Source organism: Pseudarthrobacter enclensis (genome assembly GCF_001457025.1).
Taxonomy (GTDB): Bacteria; Actinomycetota; Actinomycetes; order Actinomycetales; family Micrococcaceae; genus Arthrobacter; species Arthrobacter enclensis.
Window position 1 is genome coordinate 42,843 of the sequence record NZ_KQ758599.1, and the last position, 18,702, is coordinate 61,544.

At 69.1% G+C, this 18,702-nt stretch carries 18 protein-coding genes; 13 read left to right on the forward strand and 5 right to left on the reverse strand.

The features are described from left to right. The first annotated feature begins 69 nt into the window (after positions 1-69). The 7 genes from ssd to AS031_RS00220 all read left to right on the forward strand — a co-directional run bounded on the left by ssd (position 70) and on the right by AS031_RS00220 (position 5,437). A complete protein-coding gene (ssd, locus tag AS031_RS00190; protein ID WP_082641908.1) occupies positions 70-1,266 on the forward strand; it encodes a septum site-determining protein Ssd in 1,197 nt (398 codons plus the stop codon). Further along, on the forward strand, positions 1,263-2,573 hold the full coding sequence (locus AS031_RS00195) for a TadA family conjugal transfer-associated ATPase (protein ID WP_228379527.1): 1,311 nt from the start codon (positions 1,263-1,265) through the stop codon (positions 2,571-2,573). Before ssd ends, AS031_RS00195 begins: the two co-directional genes overlap by 4 nt. Next, on the forward strand, positions 2,570-3,391 hold the full coding sequence (locus AS031_RS00200) for a type II secretion system F family protein (RefSeq protein WP_058266148.1): 822 nt from the start codon (positions 2,570-2,572) through the stop codon (positions 3,389-3,391). The genes AS031_RS00195 and AS031_RS00200 overlap by 4 nt, the downstream gene beginning before the upstream one ends. Further along, complete coding sequence (locus AS031_RS00205; protein WP_058266149.1) at positions 3,388-4,014, forward strand: type II secretion system F family protein; 627 nt, start codon at positions 3,388-3,390, stop codon at positions 4,012-4,014. The genes AS031_RS00200 and AS031_RS00205 overlap by 4 nt, the downstream gene beginning before the upstream one ends. Before the next feature lie 291 nt (positions 4,015-4,305). Continuing rightward, positions 4,306-4,662 (forward strand): DUF4244 domain-containing protein, encoded by a 357-nt coding sequence (locus AS031_RS00210; protein ID WP_058266150.1) that lies wholly within the window; start codon positions 4,306-4,308, stop codon positions 4,660-4,662. Continuing rightward, positions 4,659-5,093: a TadE family type IV pilus minor pilin gene (locus AS031_RS00215; protein ID WP_058266151.1), complete on the forward strand. Its 435-nt coding sequence runs from the start codon at positions 4,659-4,661 to the stop codon at positions 5,091-5,093. The genes AS031_RS00210 and AS031_RS00215 overlap by 4 nt, the downstream gene beginning before the upstream one ends. Continuing rightward, on the forward strand, positions 5,090-5,437 hold the full coding sequence (locus AS031_RS00220) for an Rv3654c family TadE-like protein (protein ID WP_074446890.1): 348 nt from the start codon (positions 5,090-5,092) through the stop codon (positions 5,435-5,437). Before AS031_RS00215 ends, AS031_RS00220 begins: the two co-directional genes overlap by 4 nt. Positions 5,438-5,555: 118 nt before the next feature. Here the strand turns inward: AS031_RS00220 and AS031_RS00225 are convergent, their stop codons facing one another. Both AS031_RS00225 and AS031_RS00230 read right to left on the reverse strand, forming a co-directional pair. Then, positions 5,556-7,940 (reverse strand): DEAD/DEAH box helicase, encoded by a 2,385-nt coding sequence (locus AS031_RS00225; protein WP_058266152.1) that lies wholly within the window; start codon positions 7,938-7,940, stop codon positions 5,556-5,558. Positions 7,941-8,106: 166 nt separating this feature from the next. Continuing rightward, complete coding sequence (locus AS031_RS00230; protein WP_058266153.1) at positions 8,107-8,799, reverse strand: GNAT family N-acetyltransferase; 693 nt, start codon at positions 8,797-8,799, stop codon at positions 8,107-8,109. Between the two features lie 107 nt (positions 8,800-8,906). On the opposite strand from AS031_RS00230, the gene trhO reads away from it, so the two are divergent. After that, on the forward strand, positions 8,907-9,800 hold the full coding sequence (trhO, locus tag AS031_RS00235; RefSeq protein WP_058266154.1) for an oxygen-dependent tRNA uridine(34) hydroxylase TrhO: 894 nt from the start codon (positions 8,907-8,909) through the stop codon (positions 9,798-9,800). Between the two features lie 36 nt (positions 9,801-9,836). Here trhO and AS031_RS00240 read toward each other — a convergent pair whose 3' ends face one another. Together AS031_RS00240 and AS031_RS00245 are read right to left on the reverse strand one after the other, a co-directional pair. Continuing rightward, positions 9,837-10,421 (reverse strand): hypothetical protein, encoded by a 585-nt coding sequence (locus tag AS031_RS00240; protein WP_058266155.1) that lies wholly within the window; start codon positions 10,419-10,421, stop codon positions 9,837-9,839. Positions 10,422-10,472: 51 nt separating this feature from the next. Next, positions 10,473-10,928, reverse strand: a complete 456-nt coding sequence (locus AS031_RS00245) for a hypothetical protein (protein WP_058266156.1) — start codon at positions 10,926-10,928, stop codon at positions 10,473-10,475. A 44-nt stretch (positions 10,929-10,972) separates the two neighbouring features. Here AS031_RS00245 and AS031_RS00250 point away from each other — a divergent pair, with 44 nt between their 5' ends. The 5 genes from AS031_RS00250 to proC all read left to right on the forward strand — a co-directional run bounded on the left by AS031_RS00250 (position 10,973) and on the right by proC (position 18,052). Next, positions 10,973-12,625, forward strand: a complete 1,653-nt coding sequence (locus AS031_RS00250; protein WP_058266157.1) for a N5-glutamine methyltransferase family protein — start codon at positions 10,973-10,975, stop codon at positions 12,623-12,625. A gap of 135 nt (positions 12,626-12,760) precedes the next feature. After that, positions 12,761-15,496 (forward strand): type I DNA topoisomerase, encoded by a 2,736-nt coding sequence (gene topA / locus AS031_RS00255; protein ID WP_058266158.1) that lies wholly within the window; start codon positions 12,761-12,763, stop codon positions 15,494-15,496. A gap of 52 nt (positions 15,497-15,548) precedes the next feature. Then, positions 15,549-15,968 (forward strand): SseB family protein, encoded by a 420-nt coding sequence (locus AS031_RS00260; RefSeq protein ID WP_058266159.1) that lies wholly within the window; start codon positions 15,549-15,551, stop codon positions 15,966-15,968. Between the two features lie 7 nt (positions 15,969-15,975). Further along, a complete protein-coding gene (locus AS031_RS00265) occupies positions 15,976-16,965 on the forward strand; it encodes a Ppx/GppA phosphatase family protein (RefSeq protein ID WP_058266160.1) in 990 nt (329 codons plus the stop codon). Between the two features lie 253 nt (positions 16,966-17,218). Next, the gene (proC, locus tag AS031_RS00270) at positions 17,219-18,052 is read left to right on the forward strand and encodes a pyrroline-5-carboxylate reductase (RefSeq protein ID WP_058266161.1); all 834 of its coding nucleotides are present in this window, start codon (positions 17,219-17,221) and stop codon (positions 18,050-18,052) included. On the opposite strand, the gene AS031_RS00275 is transcribed toward proC, so the two are convergent. Beyond that, entirely contained in the window at positions 18,049-18,687 is a 639-nt protein-coding gene (locus tag AS031_RS00275; RefSeq protein WP_171059109.1) for a potassium channel family protein, read from the reverse strand. The genes proC and AS031_RS00275 overlap by 4 nt on opposite strands. Between the last annotated feature and the right edge of the window lie 15 nt (positions 18,688-18,702).

Below are 18,702 nucleotides of genomic sequence, written 5' to 3' on the forward strand. Positions count from 1 at the left end.
CGCTCCGTGTTTTCCACATAGCCCCGGGCAGCCCTTATCCGGACCCGCGGCAGCATGGAGAGTGGCTCCATGAGCAGGCACCAGCTACACCCTCCGGCAACCGGCCCTGACAACCTCCTGCCCGTACCCCCGGGAGATGCTCCGGCAGGGGGCGCACGTTCCCGGGCCCGCAACGCAGCGGGCGGACCGGACACTGCGTGGCTGCCGGAAGTTTCCGCCGAAATCCTGCTCGCCACCGGGTCAGCGGTGCTGCGGGCCGAGGTGGAGCGGATCGTTGCCGCGGCAGGCGGTCACCTCCGCGTCGTGGCGGATCCGGCAGAGGGCGGACGCCACTGGGACGGGGCAGCCGCCGTCCTGGTCGGGAGCGATATCCGGGAACTGCCTCCCCGCCGCCGTGCACCCGCGGTCCTGGTAGGGACAGACGGCGAAGGCGACAGCCTCTGGCATCTGGCTGCCGCGCTGGGGGCCGAACGGGTGGCTGTGCTGCCGGACGCCGCCGCCTGGCTGGCCGACCATCTGAGCCGTTCACGGGCGCCGGGGCCGGGTGGCCTCGTCCTTGGTGTCACCGGGGGCTGCGGCGGTGCCGGTGCCACCACTGCCGCCATCTGGATAGCGCAAGCTGCCGCCGGCATGGGTGCCAGGGTCCTGCTGGTGGACGGCGACCCATGGGCGGGCGGCCTGGAACTCGCCCTGGCCGCGGAGGAATGTCCCGGACTCCGCTGGCCGGACCTGGCCGAGGCCCGGGGCAGCGTCGACCCCGCCCAGCTGGCCGAGTCCCTCCCGGTGGCCGGCGGTTTCTCGTTCCTGTCCTGGCCGGCGAGCCGTGAGCAGCCCGTCCCGGTGGGGGCTGCCACCGTCCTTGGTGTCCTTGATGCAGCCAGGCGGGGGTACGAACTGGTGGTCGTGGACATTGGCCGGCGGGAGGAACCGCTCCAGTCCTTCGCGTGGGACTGCGACCGCATCATGATGGTGGTGCCGTCCCAGCTGCGGGCTGCGGTGGCGGCCGTCCGGATGCTGCAGGATTTTCCGCCAGTGGAAGCCACTGTGCTGCTGCGCGGCAATCCCGGGGCAGCCCTGGACGGGCCCCTCCTCGAAGACGCCATCGGCCTTCCCGTGCTGGGCCGCCTGCCGGAGCTGCGGGGCGTGGCGGCCGCCACGGAGTCAGGACGGCTCCTGGACCTGGGACGGCGGCGTAAAGTCCGGCAGTTCGCAGGGGCTGTGCTGGACGCCCTCGGCGAGGGCCTGCCCGTGGGTGCGCCGGCATGAAACACAGCATGCGGGCTGCCGGCCCCGCGCCGGCTGACGGTTTTGCCCAGGCTAAGGGTTTTGCACCGGCCGGCCCGGCCGTGTCCCGACGAAGCCTGCGGATCCCGGCTGGCCGCAGGGATGATCCCGGTTCCGGAACGCCGCCGCTGCGCCGTCCCGTGGACGCGGGCCTGCTCGAAGCTGTCCGGGAATCGATGATGGCCGAGGCCGGGGCCGTGACTCCCTCCCGGGTGGCTGCCGCCGTACAGGCCTCGGGAAAACTGCTGGGCACCGCGGGGGCACTGGCCGCGGTGGAGCGGATCAGCGCCGAACTGAACGGACTGGGACCATTGCAGGAACTGACCCGGGACCCCGGCGTAACGGATATTTTCGCCAACGCACCGGACTCCATCTGGGTGGACAGGGGCCGGGGCATGGAGCAGGTGCCGGTGTCCTTCGACAGCGAAGCCCAGCTCAGGGCCTTGGCGTGCAGGCTCGTTGCCGCGGGCGGCAGGCGGCTCGACGACGGCTCGCCCTGCGTCGATGTCCGCCTTGCCGGCGGGTACCGCGTCCACGCCGTGCTGCCGCCGGTCTCCACGGCAGGAACACTCCTGAGCATCCGCATCCGGCGGGAACGGGTCTTCGGCATGGAGGAACTCCGTCGCGGGGGAATGTTCAGCAACATCGTGAAGACCGTGCTGGAGAGGGTCGTGGAACGCCGGCTTTCCTTCCTGGTCAGCGGTGCCACCGGGTCCGGAAAAACCACCCTCCTGTCAACCCTGCTGGGGCTGTGCGCCCCGGCCGAGCGGCTGGTCCTCATCGAGGACGCGTCCGAACTGAACCCGGTCCATCCGCACATCGTTGCCCTTGAGTCCCGGCACGGGAACCTGGAAGGCGGCGGCGAGGTGGACCTCGGTGAGCTGGTGCGCCAGGCCCTGCGCATGCGTCCCGACCGGCTGGTGGTGGGGGAGTGCCGCGGGGCGGAGGTCCGCGAACTCCTCACCGCGATGAACACCGGGCACAGCGGCGGGGGAGGCACCATCCACGCGAACACGGCAGCGGCAGTACCCGCGAGGTTGACCGCCCTGGGCGCGCTCGCCGGCATGGGGCCTGACGGTGTGCGGCTCCAGGCCGCGAGTGCACTGGACGTCGCCATCCATGTCGAACGCACTCCCAGGGGCAGGGAAGTCACATGCATCGGCCTGTTCGTTGACGGCCGGGAGGGGCTGGCCGTGGTTCCGGCGCTGGAAACCGCAGCCGGAATCCCCGGACCGGCCTGGCCCCGTCTGGCTGCCCGGCTCGGAATGGATCCGGAGGAGGCGGAGTGACGTTCCTGCTGGCAGCCGCCCTTGGCCTGGCAGCGCTGCTGTTGCTCGGGCCACCACAGGGAACGTCGGCCCGGCTGCGTAAGGCTGTCAGCCTGCCGCCCGGGCAGGCGGGAGGCTTCACCGGCCCGGGCGGCGTTGGCGGAACGGGCCGGAATTCCCGCAAGGGGAGGCGGCGCCAGGGCAAGGCCGCGGCTGCAGGGACTTCCCCCATGACCCTGGTGGTCCAGCAGCTCGCTGCGCTGCTCAAAGGAGGCCGGGCGCCGGCCCGGCTCTGGGACGAACTGTGGACGGTCTACGGACCAGCAGCGTCTGCCGCCGGATCCGCCGCACCCGGATCGGCGGGTGGACACCTTCAGGAGGGTTCCCTGAACGTCATGCTGGCCGCCCGGGCCGCTGCCGCCCGGGGGACCCCGGTGTCGGCGGGTATCCGCGCGGCACTCCCGGTGGCCCTTCCCGGCAGGGGCCGCGAGGCCAGGATCTGGTCGGAACTGGCGGCGTGCTTTGACATCGCGGAGGCCAGTGGTTGCCCGCTCGCCGATGTCCTGACCCGCTTCGCAGCCCAGCTTGAAGTGGAGGACGATGCGGATGCGGCACGGCAAACGGCACTGGCAGGCCCCAAAGCGACGGTCACACTGCTGAGCTGGCTGCCGCTGATCGGGCTGGGCCTGGGAGCGGCACTGGGCGTGGACCCGCTTGCCATGCTCCTCGGTACGCCGTTGGGGCTGGCAGCGCTGGTGGGCGGCGTGGTGCTGACCATCGCCGGCCGGCTCTGGTCCGCCCGCCTGGTTGCGGCCGCCGCAGGAACAGGCGCCCTGTGACCGGCCAGGCGCCGGCGGCTGCCGCCGTCTTCCTGGTTCTCGCTGCCGCATCCTGGCTGGCCTGTTCGGGACGCGGCAGTTCACGGAACCGGCTCCGGAACCTGCCGCCGCTGCTCCGCGGAGCCGCCGCGGGCCCGGGCTCCCGCGAAGGCCCGCGCGCCCGTCGACCGGACAGCAGGGGCGGCCCCGGCCTTGCCGACACGGCCATGATGCTGGAACTGGTGGCGGCAATGCTCGACGCCGGGGCAGGGATCGGCCGCGCGCTGGAACTGGTGGCGGCCTCGGCCTCGGCCCGCTACAGCGATGCCCTACGCCCGGTGGTGGCGGCACTGGCCATCGGAGCGGACTGGGATACGGCGTGGCGCAGTTCAGCGGTCCGGTTGCCGGAAATCCTGGAGCTGCGGGATGCCTTGGGCTTCGCGGCACTGACCGGAGCCCCGTCTTCGGCGATCCTTTATGCCCAGGCTGCCCGGCTCCGGCGGGAACGTTTCCGGACGGCCGAGAAGCGTGCCGCCTCGCTGGGCGTCAAGCTGGTGGTGCCGCTGGGGCTGTGCTCGCTGCCGGCCTTCATCTGCCTGGGTGTGGTTCCGGTGCTGCTGGCCCTGGTCCCGTCGGGCTCTTGAGCGCCTGCACGTCCCGGGTCACTCGCCTTTCCGGCCGGAGCCGGCCTCCAAGCCCGCTGGCGCTGCTGCGGGTTCTGCTGCCGATCCTGCGGTTGTGCCTGCGCTTGTGCCGACTTCCTGCATGCCGTGCCGGCTTTCCCGGCGTGGAACGTGCTGCACCGTCCAGTCCTCCACAACCCCGGTGCGCCACCGCTTATCCACTTAGCCGAACAGGCACCTTACCGGCAGCTGCCCGCACCGGAAGAGTCGACACCAGCCGGAAAGCCACCGGCATGACGGAAGGAAGTCACCATGACCATGAACCACCATCGCCGCTTCGGCGGACCAGCCGCCGTTGACGGGACGGCCGCGCTCGCGGCCCGCGCCGGGGCCAAACGGAGCGGGAGTAAGGAATCCTGGCCTGCCGGGAAGGCGGCGGGAACCCTGCCGGACAACGTCATCCAGCTGCATCCCGAATGGGGCGGCTCCCGCCGGCAGCGGCGGTCCCTCCGCCTGATGGGGTCGGAAGCGGGAATGGCCACCGCCGAGTACGCCATTGCCACCCTGGCAGCCGTCGGATTCGCAGGACTCCTGGTGTTCATCCTCCGCAGTGAGGAAGTCAGGGGATTCCTGTTGAACCTGATCCGCACGGCACTGGCACTGCCGTGACACCCGCGCCGGACGCGCCCGGGACGGCAAACGGGGAGGCGGCACTGCGGTCCCGGGGCGCCGTCACGGCCGAATTCGCGGTCACCCTGCCGGTGGTCGTGGCGCTGCTGGCCCTGCTCCTGGCCGGTGCCGCCGCAGGTGCCACGCAGCTGCGCATTGAAGAAGGGGCGCGGTCCGGCGCAAGGGCACTGGCACGCGGTGAGGACCCCGCGGCCGTGGAACAGACGGTCAGGTCCCTGGCAGGAGGCACCGCGACCGCCACGGTGGCCGCGGAGGGGGAGTGGTTCAGCATCACCGTCACGGACCGCGTCGGCGGCCCGCTGGGCACGTCCATACCGTGGACGCTCTCCGCGCAGGCCTCCACCCGTTCAGAGCGGACAGCCGCACCGGCAGTTGGTAGCGGGCTGACGGACGGCAAGGGCAACCGGTGACGGATCACCGGGAAAGGGGATCCGGAACCGTCCTGGCAGCCGGCCTGGCCATGGTGGTCCTGGTGGCCGCCACTGTTGTGATGCTGCTGGCCCAATCCGCGGTCCACGCAAGCCGGGCGGCATCGGCTGCGGACCTTGCCGCACTGGCGGGGGCCGACGCGTTGCGTGGCATCACGGCAGGCCAACCCTGTGCGGTGGCCCGGGAGGTGGCGCTGCGCCATGCCGCCACGGTCCTCAGCTGTGTCGAAGGCGCCGGCAACACGCTGGAAGTCCGGACGGAGCTGCTGGACAGGACGGTGCTCGGCGCCGCAACCGGGCGGTCCCGGGCCGGTCCGCCGCCTTGAGTGCCGGACCTCCCGCGGATCCGGCGGCCGCCGGCAGGTTCTCAGGCAGTGCCGTGCAGCCCGGACGCCCGGACGTGTACGCGTGCCGGCACGTCGTGTTGCTGCTGAATGATTGCTTCTAGCGCGCCTGGGCACGTGGTGGCAGGTCCGTCGCCGCCGGCTCGGTGGCATCCTTCAAGAGGACGCCGAGCAGGGTCACGGCGGCGGACTTGTCCAGCGGGTTGTTCTTGTTGCCGCACTTGGGCGACTGGACACAGGACGGACACCCGGACTCGCACTCGCAGGCCTCGATGGCGTCCCGGGTGGCTGAAAGCCATACCCTGGCCTTCTCGAAACCGCGTTCGGCGAACCCGGCTCCGCCGGGATGCCCGTCGTAGACGAAGATGGTGGGCACCCCGGTATCGGCGTGCAGGGCTGTCGAAACGCCGCCGATGTCCCAACGGTCGCTGGACGCCACCAGCGGCAGCAGTCCGATCGCTGCGTGCTCGGCGGCATGCAGCGCACCGGGGAACTGGGCCTCGATCAGCCCTGCCGCGGTGAGGGAACGGTTGTCCACCACGAACCAGACCGCCTTGGTGAACAGGTCCCGCGCTCCCAGGTCCAGCGGCTCCTCGCCGAGGATCTCGTTGGAAATCAGTGCCTTGCGCTGGAAGGACACCACCTGGGTGGTGACCTTAACATCGCCAAAGTGCACGGTCACGTCACCCCACTGCATGGTCCGATGGGTTTCCAGCACCTCGATCTGCGTCACGTCGCGGGCGGTCGTGTAGTAGTCCGGGTTGGCGCGGCGGACCACCACGCAGTGGTCCTCCTCATTCAGGTCCTCCACCACATAGCTGTCCCCCTGGTGGATATACACGGCACCGGTGTGCGCCTGGTAGTGGGTTTGCGGCGAGTCCATCGTGCCCAGCAGCGAGCCTGTCTCCGCATCAACGATGCTCACCGGACCACCGCCGTCGGCCCTCAGATTAACCATGGCCGCGGCACTTTGGGCATGGGTCCAGAACCAGCCCGCCGGACGGCGCCGCAGGTACCCCTGCGCCACCAGCTTGTCCAGCAGCCCCTGTGCGCTGTCACCGAAGAGGCCCAGCTCGCCGCGCCCCAGCGGCAGCTCCGCGGCGGCGGCGCACAGGTGCGGACCCAGCACATAGGGATTGGAGGGGTCAAAGACCGTGGCTTCAACCGAGACGTCGAAGATCGCCTCCGGATGGTTCACCAGGAACGTGTCCAGGGGGTCGTCGCTGGCCACGAACGCTGCCAGCGCCTCCTGTCCGGATCGGCCGGCACGCCCGATTTGCTGGAAAAGCGAAGCCCTGGTGCCCGGCCAACCCGCCACCAGGACGGCGTCCAGCCCGGATATGTCGATGCCAAGCTCCAGCGCCGATGTGCTGGAAACCCCCAGCAGCCGACCGGAGCGCAGGGCTTTCTCCACTGCCCGGCGTTCCTCCGGCAGGTACCCGGACCGGTACGCGGCCACCCGCTGCGGCAGGCTCGGGTCCACCTCGTCCAGCAGCCGCTTGGTGATGGTCGAGATCGATTCGGCACCGCGCCGGGACTTGATGAACGCGATGGTCCGGACCTGCGCCGACACCAGGTTGGCCAGCAGGTCGGCCGTCTCCGCCACCGCGGTCCGCCGCTCCTTGGCTCCGTTCTCGCCCCGCAGTTCCATCAGGGCCGGCTCCCAGAACGCCACAGTGGTGGATCCGTGGGGTGAGGCGTCCCGGGAAACAGCGGTCACCGGGGCCCCGATCAGCCGGCCGAACGACGTGTCGGGGTCCGACGCGGTAGCGGACGCGGCGATGAACACCGGCTCCGGAAAGGAGGAGCCGGCCCCGTAGTAGGCGCAGATCCGGCGGAGCCGCCGCATCAGGTTCGCCACGTGGGAGCCGAAGACGCCCCGGTAGCTGTGCGCCTCATCCACGATGACATAGCGCAGCCGGCGGAAGAAGCCGGCCCACCACGCATGGTTGGGCAGGATTCCGAAGTGCAGCATGTCCGGGTTGGCGAGGATGAAGTTGGCATGGTCCCGGATCCAGCGCCGGGATGCCGGGTCGGTGTCGCCGTCGTAGGTTTCAGCCCGGACGGTATCCAGGCCAAGGGCCCGGATGGCGTTGAGCTGGTCGGCGGCCAGCGCCTTGGTGGGGGAGAGGTAGAGGGTGACTGCGCCGTCGTCGTGGATTTTTCCCGGGTCCGCCAGGACCCGCAGCTCCGAACGGTGGATGGCGTCCAGCGCCGGCAGCTGATAGGCCAGCGATTTTCCGGACGCCGTCCCGGTGGCCACCACCACGTGCCCGCCCGCGTGGGCGATGTCCGCCGCTTCCACCTGGTGCCGGTAGGGCTCGTGGATCCCCAGGCGGCCATACGCGGCCACCACGTCCGGGTGCACCCACTGCGGCCACGGCTCATGGACCGCCGCGCGGGCGGGGATGGTGCGGACATGACGCAGCTGCTCCGGGTCCGGGCCACGGCCCAGCAGGGGGAGCAGGGAGTCATGGGGGTTCACCCCAATATTGTTTCACCCGGGACGGGCGGCGCCGTCCCGGTTCGCCGTCGGGGTAAACGGTGCAGCGCCCGCCGGTGGCAGCCTAGCTCAGGGACAGATCGGATCCGTCATGCGAGGAGGAGAGCATCAGCACGCGGGAAACGGTGCAGCGCCCGCCGGTGGCAGCCTAGCTCAGGGACAGATCGGATCCGTCATGCGAGGAGGAGAGCATCAGCACGCGGGAAACGGTGCTCCAGCCCAGGTGGGAGTACAGCTTCTGGCCGTCGAGGGAGGCCAGCAGCAGCCCGTTCTGGACGTCGTGCTCGAACGCCTGTGCCGCCAGGGCGCGCATGATGAAGCTGCCCAGGCCACGGCGCTGGAAGGCGGGCTCGGTGATGATCTTGTCGAAGATGGCGGTGTCGCCCACCACGAAGACACGCCCGCTGGCGGCCAGCGCCTCACCCGAGCGCACCTCGGCATAGTGCACGCCGCGGTGGGTGGACGTCGAGAGCGACAGGTCGTCGTCGGACAGCCACGGGTCCTCGGCGTCCTGTGTCTCCATGTCCACGATCATCATGGTCTGGGAATCGGAAGTGACGTTCAGCCCGTGCCGGGCGGCCAGCTCGGTGTAGCGGGGAACATCGTTCGTCAAAATGGTCAGGACCCGGGGGCCCGCCTCGGCCGTTTTGGCGGCGAGGGCCGCGAACTCTTGGTCCGTGGGATCGGCGGCGAAGTATTCCCATTCCCCGCTGGTGTCTGCCCGGAGCGCAGCGGGGAAACGGCCCTCTGTCGCTGTCTGGTACCCGCGGCAGCCCGCCCAGCCTGCCACCCACACTTCAAGAAGGCCGGTAATGTCTTCAATCATGGTTTCGGGACTCATGGCATGAACACTATGCCAGCCCGAACATAAGCAACAGGGAGCTTATGCAATTGTGATGAGCCGGGCCACAGACCGGCCGGCGCCGAAAGCCGGATACCCTTAAATACGTGGCTTTGAACCGAATCGTCCTCTTTTACGGCTTTACCCCCATCCCCGATCCCGACGCTGTGCGGCTGTGGCAGCGTGCCCTCTGCGAGAAGCTGGGCCTGACGGGCAGGATCCTCATTTCCAAGGACGGCATCAACGCCACCGTGGGCGGGGAGATCGGCGCCGTCAAGCAGTACGTCAAAACCACCCGCGAATACCAGGGCTTCCGCGGCATCGACGTGAAGTGGTCCGACGGCGGCGCGGACGATTTCCCGCGGCTCAGCGTCAAGGTCAGGGATGAGATCGTCTCCTTCGGCGCCCCCGCCGAGCTGACCGTGGACGCCAACGGCGTGGTGGGCGGCGGAAAGCACCTCAAGCCCGAGGAACTCCACGAACTGGTCGACGCGCGGAAACAGGCCGGGGAGGACGTGGTCTTCTTCGACGGACGCAACGCGTTCGAAGCCCAGATCGGCCGGTTCAAGGATGCCGTGGTTCCGGATGTGGCCACCACCCACGACTTCATCCGCGAACTGGACTCCGGCAAGTATGACGCCCTCAAGGACAAACCGGTGGTGACCTACTGCACCGGCGGCATCCGCTGCGAAGTGCTCTCCAGCCTGATGGTCAACCGCGGCTTCAAAGAGGTGTACCAGCTGGACGGCGGCATTGTCCGCTACGGCGAAGCGTTTAAGGACCAGGGCCTGTGGGAGGGCTCCCTGTACGTCTTCGACAAGCGCATGCACCTCGAGTTCAGCGACGAAGCCAAGACCATCGGGGAGTGCACCCGCTGCAAGGCTCCGACCAGCAAGTTCGAGAACTGCTCCAACCCCAGCTGCCGCACCCTCACCCTGTATTGTGCCGACTGCGCCGCCAGCCCGGAGACCCTCCGCTGCCCCGGCGGATGCGCAGCCTGAACACGGCCACAGCCTGCGCAGCCACACTCTCCACCGTCACAGCCTGCGCAGCTTGAACGCGTAGTTTGCGCCGGTCCTCGCCTCCGCGGTGATGACCAGCCTGGAACGGGCCGACAGGTAGATGACGTTTTCCCGCGTAATGCCGCACCGGAGGCCCAGGTCCACCAGGGTCAGGGTGTCGCTGCGGACGGTGAAGGCCACCCGCCGCTGGCTTCGGCAGGCCAGGGCCAGCGCGTAGGTTCCCGTGTCCAGCACCGGCGACTCGTCCGTCCGCACCTCCCCGGGTCGGAGCAGCCCGGCCCCGGCATGGACAGCCGGTTGCGGCGTTTCCGGCAGTGTCCGGGCCGCCCAGCCCTCAACCTCCGACTCTGCGACGGGGTCGCGCGTGAGCGGGTCACGGGTGAACAGCGGTCCCGGCGTTCCGGTGCTGCCCTGTTCCGCGGCCGCGGACCAGTTCCGGCCGTCGTCGTACGTGTACTCGCATCCGCCCAGCACCATGGCCGCCAGCACACTGCCAAGCACGACGGCGGCAACCGGCGGCCGCGCCGGTGTTGCCCGTGATGTCCGCACGGGAGGAACCCCCACCGATGGGGGCGCGGCGGATTTCCGCACGCTGGGCATATTCCGACTTTATGCCCGCGGCGCCCCGCCTGCCAGAGCAGGACCCCCGGTTCAGCGTCCTTGTTCGGGGGCCAGCCGGTAGGCGTAGAGGAGCGGGGCGTCGACGCTGGACGCACTGATCTCGAGGCGGCCGGATTCCGGCAGCGTGATCCTCGCCGTTTCCTTGCTGCCGTTGCAGGCCGCCCCGGCCTCGGTCAGGGCAGCGCCGTTCAACGACACGGCGAAGAAGGCCTTGCCGCCGCCGTCGCAGGTGGACGTCAGCGTGTAGGTGCCCGCCGGCACGTCGGCCGCTTCACGGATGATCCGGTCCCGGTTCAGGATCTTGCCGGCGTCGTCGAGCACGGCACCCCCGGCCGTGGGCAGCGCGGTGGCGCGCCACTGCGGCACATCGGCGTTTTCCACCGAGACGAGTGGGGAACATCCTGCCAGCGCGGCAGCAGCCACGACGGCCAGGGCGGCAGCGGACCGGCCACGGGCGCGCGGAAGGAAGGAAAGGCTGGAAGGCATGCTTCCACGCTACCGCCTGCCCGCGGGCGGACTAAACTTGTCCGATGCCTGAATCCCGCTTTGAGTTCACCGCCGGCAACACCCCCGACGCTCCGCGCAGCGACCGCCCGGACCTGCTGCACGCCCTCGCGGCGGACCTGCGGCGCCTGGACTACACCCTCGACGGCGTCGTCCGCCTGCTCGGCCCGTCGGCCTCCGCGGCGCTGAACCGGGACCAGGTGATCCCCGCGGCGCTGGCCGTGGACCGGGCTGTAGGGGAAGACGCGGCAGCAGGTCCGCTGGCCGCCGTCGTACGCCTGTGGCTGCTGGCTGAGCCGCAGGAGAAGGCAACGCTCGACGCCGCCCTGCCGGAGATCCGGACGGAAGGCCTGGTGGAGCTTGGCCTGGTGCGGCCCGTACCCGGCTCGGGCCTGCTCGCCGCCAGGGCCGACCTGCGTCCGTACGGGTGGGACAAGAACGACGACGGCAGCGGCGGCGCCGAACTGTGGGTGGCCAGCGACCTCGCCGCGCACCAGCAGGAGGGCGTCCTGCGCCACGACCATGTCCTGGGCATCGGACAGGCCTCCACCACCCTGGTGCAGACCACCATCCGGCGCCACACCGCCCGGGCGCTGGACCTAGGCACCGGCTGCGGCATCCAGTCCTTCCACCTGCTGCACCACTGCGAACACGTCACGGCCACTGACATCTCCGAACGGGCCCTGGCGTTCACCCGCTTCAACATCCTGCTCAACGCCGAAGCCCTGTCCGTGGACCCGGACCGGCTGGCCGGGCGGGTGAGCCTGCGCCTGGGCTCCCTCCTGGAGCCCGTGGCCGGCGAGGAGTTTGACCTGGTGGTCTCCAACCCGCCGTTCGTCATCACCCCGCGCCGCGCCGGAGAGGACGCCGCGGACCAGTTCACCTACCGGGACGGCGGCCTGCCGGGCGACGACATCGTGGCGTCCCTCGTGGCGGGGCTGCCCGCGGTGCTGGCGCCGGGCGGCACCGCGCAGATGCTGGGCAACTGGGAGGTTGCCGCAGGGACCGAATGGCAGGAGCGTCCGCAATCCTGGGTTAAGCCCGGGACGGACGCCTGGTTCATCCAGCGGGAGCAGGTCAGCCCCGAACAATACGCCGAAACCTGGCTGCAGGACGCCTCCGAGGGCCGCGACCGGCAGCACTACCGCGACGCCTATGCCGCGTACCTCGCCGATTTCGCGTCCCGGGACGTCGAGGGCATCGGCTTCGGCATGGTGTGGCTGCGCAGGCCCGCTGCAGTTTCTGCAGGCGGCCCCGAACCTGTGCTGCGCCGCTTCGAGGAAATCACCTACCCGATCGAACAGCCCGTGGGGCCGCACCTTGGTGCCGCCGTCGAACGCTGCGACTGGCTGGCGGCGAACACCCTGGAGGACACGCACCTGCTCGTGGCCGGTGACGTCACTGAGGAACGGCACCAGCGTCCCGGCGCCGAACACCCGGGCGTGATCCTGCTGCGGCAGGGAGCCGGCCTGCGCCGCACCAACCTGCTCAGCACGGAGCTCGCGGGCTTCGTTTCGGCGTGCGACGGCGACCTGACGGCAGGGCAGATCGCCGGTGCCCTCGAAGCGCTGCTGGGTGCCGGGGGCCCCGCCGGCGGCGCGCCGTCCTTCCGCGAACGGCTGCTCGCCGACGTCGGAAACCTGGTGCGCGACGGCTTCCTCCTGCCGGCCGGCACCTGACCCTTTCGGACGGCTCCCCGCGGCCGGTTCCGGGCCCCCTGTTTTCCACACCGAATGCGCAGGATTGTCCAAAATATGGTGAACTAGGCCAATATGGGCTCATCTGCCCCAGCAACCTTTTTCTGTAGGAGCACCGTGCCAAGCAAGGCCAAAACCGGCAAGAAACTCGTGATTGTGGAGTCTCCGGCCAAGAGCAAGACCATCGCCAAGTACCTCGGCGAGGGCTTCATCGTTGAGGCCTCCATCGGTCACATCCGCGACCTGCCGCAGCCGTCCGAGCTCCCCGCCGAACTGAAGAAAACCTCGGTGGGGAAGTTCGCTGTGGACATCGACCACGACTTCAAGCCCTACTACGTGGTGTCCCCGGACAAGAAGAAAAAGGTGACCGAGCTCAAGGCCGCGCTCAAGGACGCCGACGAACTCTACCTCGCAACCGATGGGGACCGCGAAGGCGAAGCCATCGCGTGGCACCTGCTCGAAGTGCTCAAGCCCAAGGTCCCCGTCTACCGGATGACCTTCGGTGAAATCACCAAGGAAGCCATCCAGCGCGCCATGGGCAACCTGCGCGACGTCGACTCCGCCCTGGTGGACGCCCAGGAAACCCGGCGCATCCTGGACCGGCTCTACGGCTATGAGATTTCCCCCGTGCTGTGGCGCAAGGTGGCCCGCGGCCTCTCCGCCGGACGGGTGCAGTCAGTGGTCACCCGCATGGTGGTGGACCGTGAACGCGAACGCATGGCTTTCAAGGCCGCGTCCTACTGGGACCTGACCGGCCAGTTCGGCACGGACTCCGGCTCCGCGTCCTCCTTTAAGGCAAAGCTCGCCGCCGTGGACGGCGCCAAGGTGGCCACCGGCCGCGACTTCAACGACGACGGCGTGCTCACCTCCACGAACGTCGTCCACCTCAACGAGGAACTCGCCGCGTCCCTGGCCACCGGACTGCAGGACGCCGCCTTCGCCGTCCGCTCCGTTGAGACCAAGCCCTACACCCGCCGCCCGGCCGCGCCGTTCACCACCTCGACGCTGCAGCAGGATGCAGGCCGCAAGCTGCGCTTCTCCTCCAAGAGCACCATGCAGATCGCCCAGCGGCTGTACGAAAACGGCTACATCACCTATATGCGTACCGACTCCTCGGCGCTGAGCGACGAAGCCATCACGGCTGCACGCCGGCAGGCCTCCGAGCTGTACGGTCCCGAATACATCCCGGGCTCCCCGCGGGTCTACTCCAACAAGGCCGCCAACGCGCAGGAGGCCCACGAGGCCATCCGCCCCGCCGGTGACTCCTTCCGGACCCCCGCGCAGGTGGCCTCCCAGCTCTCCGGGGACGAATTCCGCCTCTACGAGCTGATCTGGAAGCGCACCGTCGCCTCGCAGATGGCTGACGCCAAGGGTTCGACGGCGACCATCCGCCTGGGTGCGGTGTCCACCGACGGCCGGGACGCCGAGTTCAGCGCCTCCGGCACGGTGATCACCTTCCCCGGCTTCCTGGCCGCCTACGAGGAAGGCAAGGACGAGGGCCGCGGCGACGACGATTCCGACGAAGCCCGCCGGCTGCCCAACGTCGCCAAGGGTGATTCCCTGACGGCCTCCGACATTGTGGCCGTGGGGCACGAAACCTCCCCGCCGCCGCGCTACACGGAAGCGTCCCTGACGGCTGAACTGGAAAAGCGCGGCATCGGCCGCCCGTCCACCTACGCCTCCACCATCTCCACCATCCAGGACCGCGGCTACGTCCGGAAACAGGGCTCGGCGCTGGTGCCCAGCTGGATCGCGTTCTCCGTGATCCGGTTGCTGGAGCAGCATTTCTCGGACTACGTGGACTACGAGTTCACCGCGGACATGGAAGGCGACCTGGACAAGATCGCCAACGGGCAGGCGGCGGGCGCCTCCTGGCTGCGGCACTTCTACTTCGGTGAAGACTCCGATCCCGGCCTGCTGAGCATCGTCAACAACCTCGGCGAGATCGATGCACGGGAAATCAACTCCATTCCGATCACGGACGAGATCACGCTGCGGGTGGGCAAGTTCGGCCCGTACCTGGAAAGCTCCGCCGCCACGGTGGACCCGAAAACCGGCGAGGTTGTCGAGTCGGCCCGGGCCAACGTCCCCGAGGACCTGGCTCCGGACGAGCTGACTGCCGCCAAGGCCGTTGAACTGATGGAGACGGCGGCACCCGAGGAACGGGTGCTGGGCACCGATCCCCACACCGGGCACACCGTCGTTGCCAAGAACGGCCGCTACGGTGCCTACGTCACCGAGATCATTCCGGAGATCACCGCCGAAGAGCTGGCCAACCAGCCGGTGGAGTACTACAAGAACGGCAAGCCCAAGCCGCCCAAGAAGCCGGTGAAGGCAAAGCCCCGCACCGGGTCCCTCTTTAAATCCATGACCGTCGAGTCCGTCACGCTGGATGAGGCGCTGCAGCTCATGAGCCTGCCGCGGGCCCTGGGCGAGGATGCCGAAGGAAACCTCATCACCGTGCAGAATGGCCGGTTCGGGCCCTACCTGAAGAAGGGCACCGATTCCCGCTCCATCGGCACGGAAGAGGAGATCTTCACCATCACGCTGGAACAGGCGCTGGAAATCTACTCCCAGCCCAAGCAGCGTGGCGCCCGTGCAGCGGTGCCGCCGCTGGCCGAGTTCGGCCCCGACCCGGTCTCGGAAAAGAACATCGTGGTCAAGGAAGGCCGGTTCGGGCCCTACATCACCGACGGCATCACCAACATCACGGTTCCGCGCGCCACGTCTCTGGAGGAACTCACCCGGGAACAGGCGGTGGAACTGCTGGCCGAAAAGCGGGCCAAGGGGCCGGTCAAGCGGACCGCCACGCGCAAGGCGCCGGCCCGCAAGAAGGCTGCGGCCAAGAAATAGGAGCGGGGCCGGCGCGTTTGCGCCGGCCACCGGATCGTGATCGGCTAGGGGAATGACTGAACAGCCCGCGCACATCGATCCGAGTCCGCTGAACGACCTTGAGGAGAAGCTCGCCACCGGCGGGCAGCCCGACGCCAACCCCGTGGACGTCATCCTGTCCTTCCTCAACAGCGAGGTTTACCTCGTCAGCTCCGACACCGTTGAGGGTGAGGACTCGCAGGTGGAGCCGCTGGTCCTGTCCAACTCCGACGGCGACCCCGTCCTGGCCGTGTTCTCGCACCCCAACCGGGTGGACCAGCAGTACCTGGAAGCGGCGCCCAACGTCCTGGGCACCCAGGGCGCAGCCATCATCGCCAACATCGGTGACGAGCTGGGCCTGGTGATCAACCCCGGCGCAGCCTACGGGTTCGAGATCAACCCGGAGGGCGTGGCCAACATCAAGCGCGACTTCAAGCGCGCTGACGAGCAATAATGTCACCATGCGTCTAGGCGTCCTCGATATCGGGTCCAACACCGTCCACCTCCTGTTGGTGGACGCCCACCCCGGGGCGCGGCCCGTGCCCTTCGCGTCGCACAAGCGGCCGCTGTCCCTGGTGCAGTACCTGGAACCTGACGGCAGCATCAGCGACGAAGGCCAGCATGAGCTCACCGAGTTCGTCCTGGAGGCGTGGGAGTTCGCCGCCCGGCACAAGGCCGAGGACCTGTTGGCCTTCTGCACGTCCGCCATCCGCGAGGCCACGAACGGTCCCGACGTCCTGGCGCGGGTCAAACACGAAACCACGGTGACCCTGCAGGAACTCACAGGTAGCGAAGAAGCGTCCATGACCTTCTTCGCCGTCCGCCGCTGGCACGGCTGGGGCGCCGGACCGATCCTCAACCTGGACATCGGCGGCGGTTCCTTCGAAATGGCCTTCGGCCAGGACGAGCTCCCCGAGGTCGCTACCTCAGTGCCCCTGGGAGCCAGCCGTCTGACCCGCGACTGGCTGGCCGAGGACCCGCCATCGGCCAAGAGCGTCAAGGAGCTGAGGCGCTACATCCGGGCAACCCTCAAACCGGCGGTCCGCGAATTCGACGGACTGGGCCGGGCCAACCTGGTGGCCGGTACGTCCAAGACCTTCCGGTCACTGGCCCGCATTGCCGGGGCAGCCCCCAGCGCCGCCGGCCCGTACGTCAAGCGCGAACTGAACGCCACGGACCTGGGCGTCTGGGCCCAGCGGATCTCCGCCATGAAAGCCGAGGACCGGCTGCACCTTCCCGGGGTTTCCGAAGCCCGGGCCCACCAGCTCCTGGCGGGAGCCCTGGTGGCGGAGGCAGCGCTGGAGCTCTTCAAGTTCAAGAAACTGCGCATCTGCCCCTGGGCGCTGCGCGAAGGCCTCATCCTGCGCCGGCTGGACCAGCTGGTCTTCGACGGGCCGTTGGAGCCCGCCCCGCACATTGCAGCCCCGCCGGCCGTACAACCCACCTTCTGACGGCTTCCCGCGGCCGCCGGTAGGCGCCGCGCGTGGCCAAACGACACCGTTAAACGCGGAAGCACCGGGGCGTCAACAGGAAAATGGGGGAAAACCTGTTGCCGCCGCCGGTGCCCTGGCAGGCATCCCCATGCCTGCCGCATCACTCGCACCCTCAATGAGGTACTTACTACGTTAGGACCACAAGTTGTGCGCTCCCTGCACTGAAGATGGGAGTTGCCTGTGAATGGGGGCGTCCTGCAATGATGGACCCATGAGCAACCGAATCGCATTCCTTGGCTGTGGGTCCATGAACGAAGCCATCCTCGGCGGCCTGGTGGAAGCCGGTACCAATCCGGCGGACATCGTGGCAACCGTCCGGCGGGCCGAACGCGCGGCTGAGCTGGCCGAGCGCTACCACGGCATCACCGCGATCGCCGGCGAGGAGGAACCGGACAACAACCGGCAGGCAGCCAAGGGGTCCGACGTCGTGATCCTGGGTGTGAAGCCGGTAGGCATCGCGGACATGGCCCGCGAGATCAGCCCGGCCCTCTCACCCGGCACGGTGGTGGTCAGCGTGGCGGCCGCCGTCTCGATTGCGCAGCTCGAAGCTGCCCTGCCGCCGGGCCAGCCCGTCATCCGGACCATGCCCAACACCCCGTCCAGGCTGGGCCGCGGCGTCATCTCCGTCTCGCCCGGCACCCACTGCACACCGGAACAGCTGCAGGCGGTCAAGGACCTGATGCAGGGCGCCGGCACCGTGGTGGAGGTCCCCGAAGAACAGGTTGATGCCCTGTCCGCCATCAGCGGCTCCGGCCCCGCCTACGCCTTCTACCTTGCCGAAGCGATGGCCTCGGCCGGGGAGGAACTGGGCCTGGACCGCGAATTGGCCGTGCTGCTGGCCAGGGAAACGGTGGCCGGGGCAGGGTTCATGCTCGCCGAACCCGGCGCCGACCCCTCAGCCCTGCGCAAATCGGTCACCAGCCCCAACGGCACCACCGAGCGGGCCATCGCCACGTTCGACGAACAGGGCATTCCGTCCATCATCGCAGCCGGGGCCCGCGCCGCGGCGGACCGTGCAGCGGAGATTACCCGGCAGCTCGGCTAGGGCCGGGCCGCGAAGCGTTCGAGCAGGTCCACGTGGCCTGACACGATCAGCATGTCCCGGGAGGAGACCTTGGTTTCCGGACGGGCGTAGGTGAAGTCCTCCCCGGGGGACTTCACCCCGACGATCGTGACGCCGTACTTGGACCGGACCTTCGACTCGTCCAGGGTGAAGCCCACCGTCTCGCGCGGCGGGTACATCTTGACGATGGCGAAGTCGTCGTCGAACTCGATGAAGTCCAGCATGCGGCCGGAGACCAGGTGCGCGGCCCGGACGCCGGCGTCGGCCTCGGGATAAATGACGTGGTTGGCGCCGATCCGCGTGAGGATCTTGCCGTGGGACGGGGTGATCGCCTTGACCCACAGGTGCTCGATGCCCAGGTCCACCAGGTTTACGGTGATCAGCACCGATGATTCGATGGAGGTTCCAACGCCCACGACGGCGGAGCTGAACTCCTGCGCGCCGAGCTGGCGCAGCGCGTCGATGTTGGTGGCGTCCGCTTCCACCACGTGCGTGAGCAGCGGCGCCCACTTCTGCACCAGGCTCCGGTCCCGTTCGATCGCGAGGACCTCACGGCCCTGCTTTACCAGCTGCTCGGCGGTGGAGGATCCAAACCGGCCCAGGCCGATCACCAGCACCGGAGCATTGTGGGC

Excerpts from the sequence above, each read along its gene's own strand:
- ssd (WP_082641908.1), top strand. The coding sequence starts at position 70 with ATGAGCAGGCACCAGCTACACCCTCCGGCAACCGGCCCTGACAACCTC.
- AS031_RS00195 (WP_228379527.1), top strand. The coding sequence starts at position 1,263 with ATGAAACACAGCATGCGGGCTGCCGGCCCCGCGCCGGCTGACGGTTTT.
- AS031_RS00210 (WP_058266150.1), top strand. The coding sequence starts at position 4,306 with ATGACCATGAACCACCATCGCCGCTTCGGCGGACCAGCCGCCGTTGAC.
- AS031_RS00230 (WP_058266153.1), bottom strand. The coding sequence starts at position 8,799 with ATGAGTCCCGAAACCATGATTGAAGACATTACCGGCCTTCTTGAAGTG.
- AS031_RS00240 (WP_058266155.1), bottom strand. The coding sequence starts at position 10,421 with ATGCCCAGCGTGCGGAAATCCGCCGCGCCCCCATCGGTGGGGGTTCCT.
- AS031_RS00245 (WP_058266156.1), bottom strand. The coding sequence starts at position 10,928 with ATGCCTTCCAGCCTTTCCTTCCTTCCGCGCGCCCGTGGCCGGTCCGCT.
- AS031_RS00250 (WP_058266157.1), top strand. The coding sequence starts at position 10,973 with ATGCCTGAATCCCGCTTTGAGTTCACCGCCGGCAACACCCCCGACGCT.
- AS031_RS00260 (WP_058266159.1), top strand. The coding sequence starts at position 15,549 with ATGACTGAACAGCCCGCGCACATCGATCCGAGTCCGCTGAACGACCTT.
- AS031_RS00265 (WP_058266160.1), top strand. The coding sequence starts at position 15,976 with ATGCGTCTAGGCGTCCTCGATATCGGGTCCAACACCGTCCACCTCCTG.
- proC (WP_058266161.1), top strand. The coding sequence starts at position 17,219 with ATGAGCAACCGAATCGCATTCCTTGGCTGTGGGTCCATGAACGAAGCC.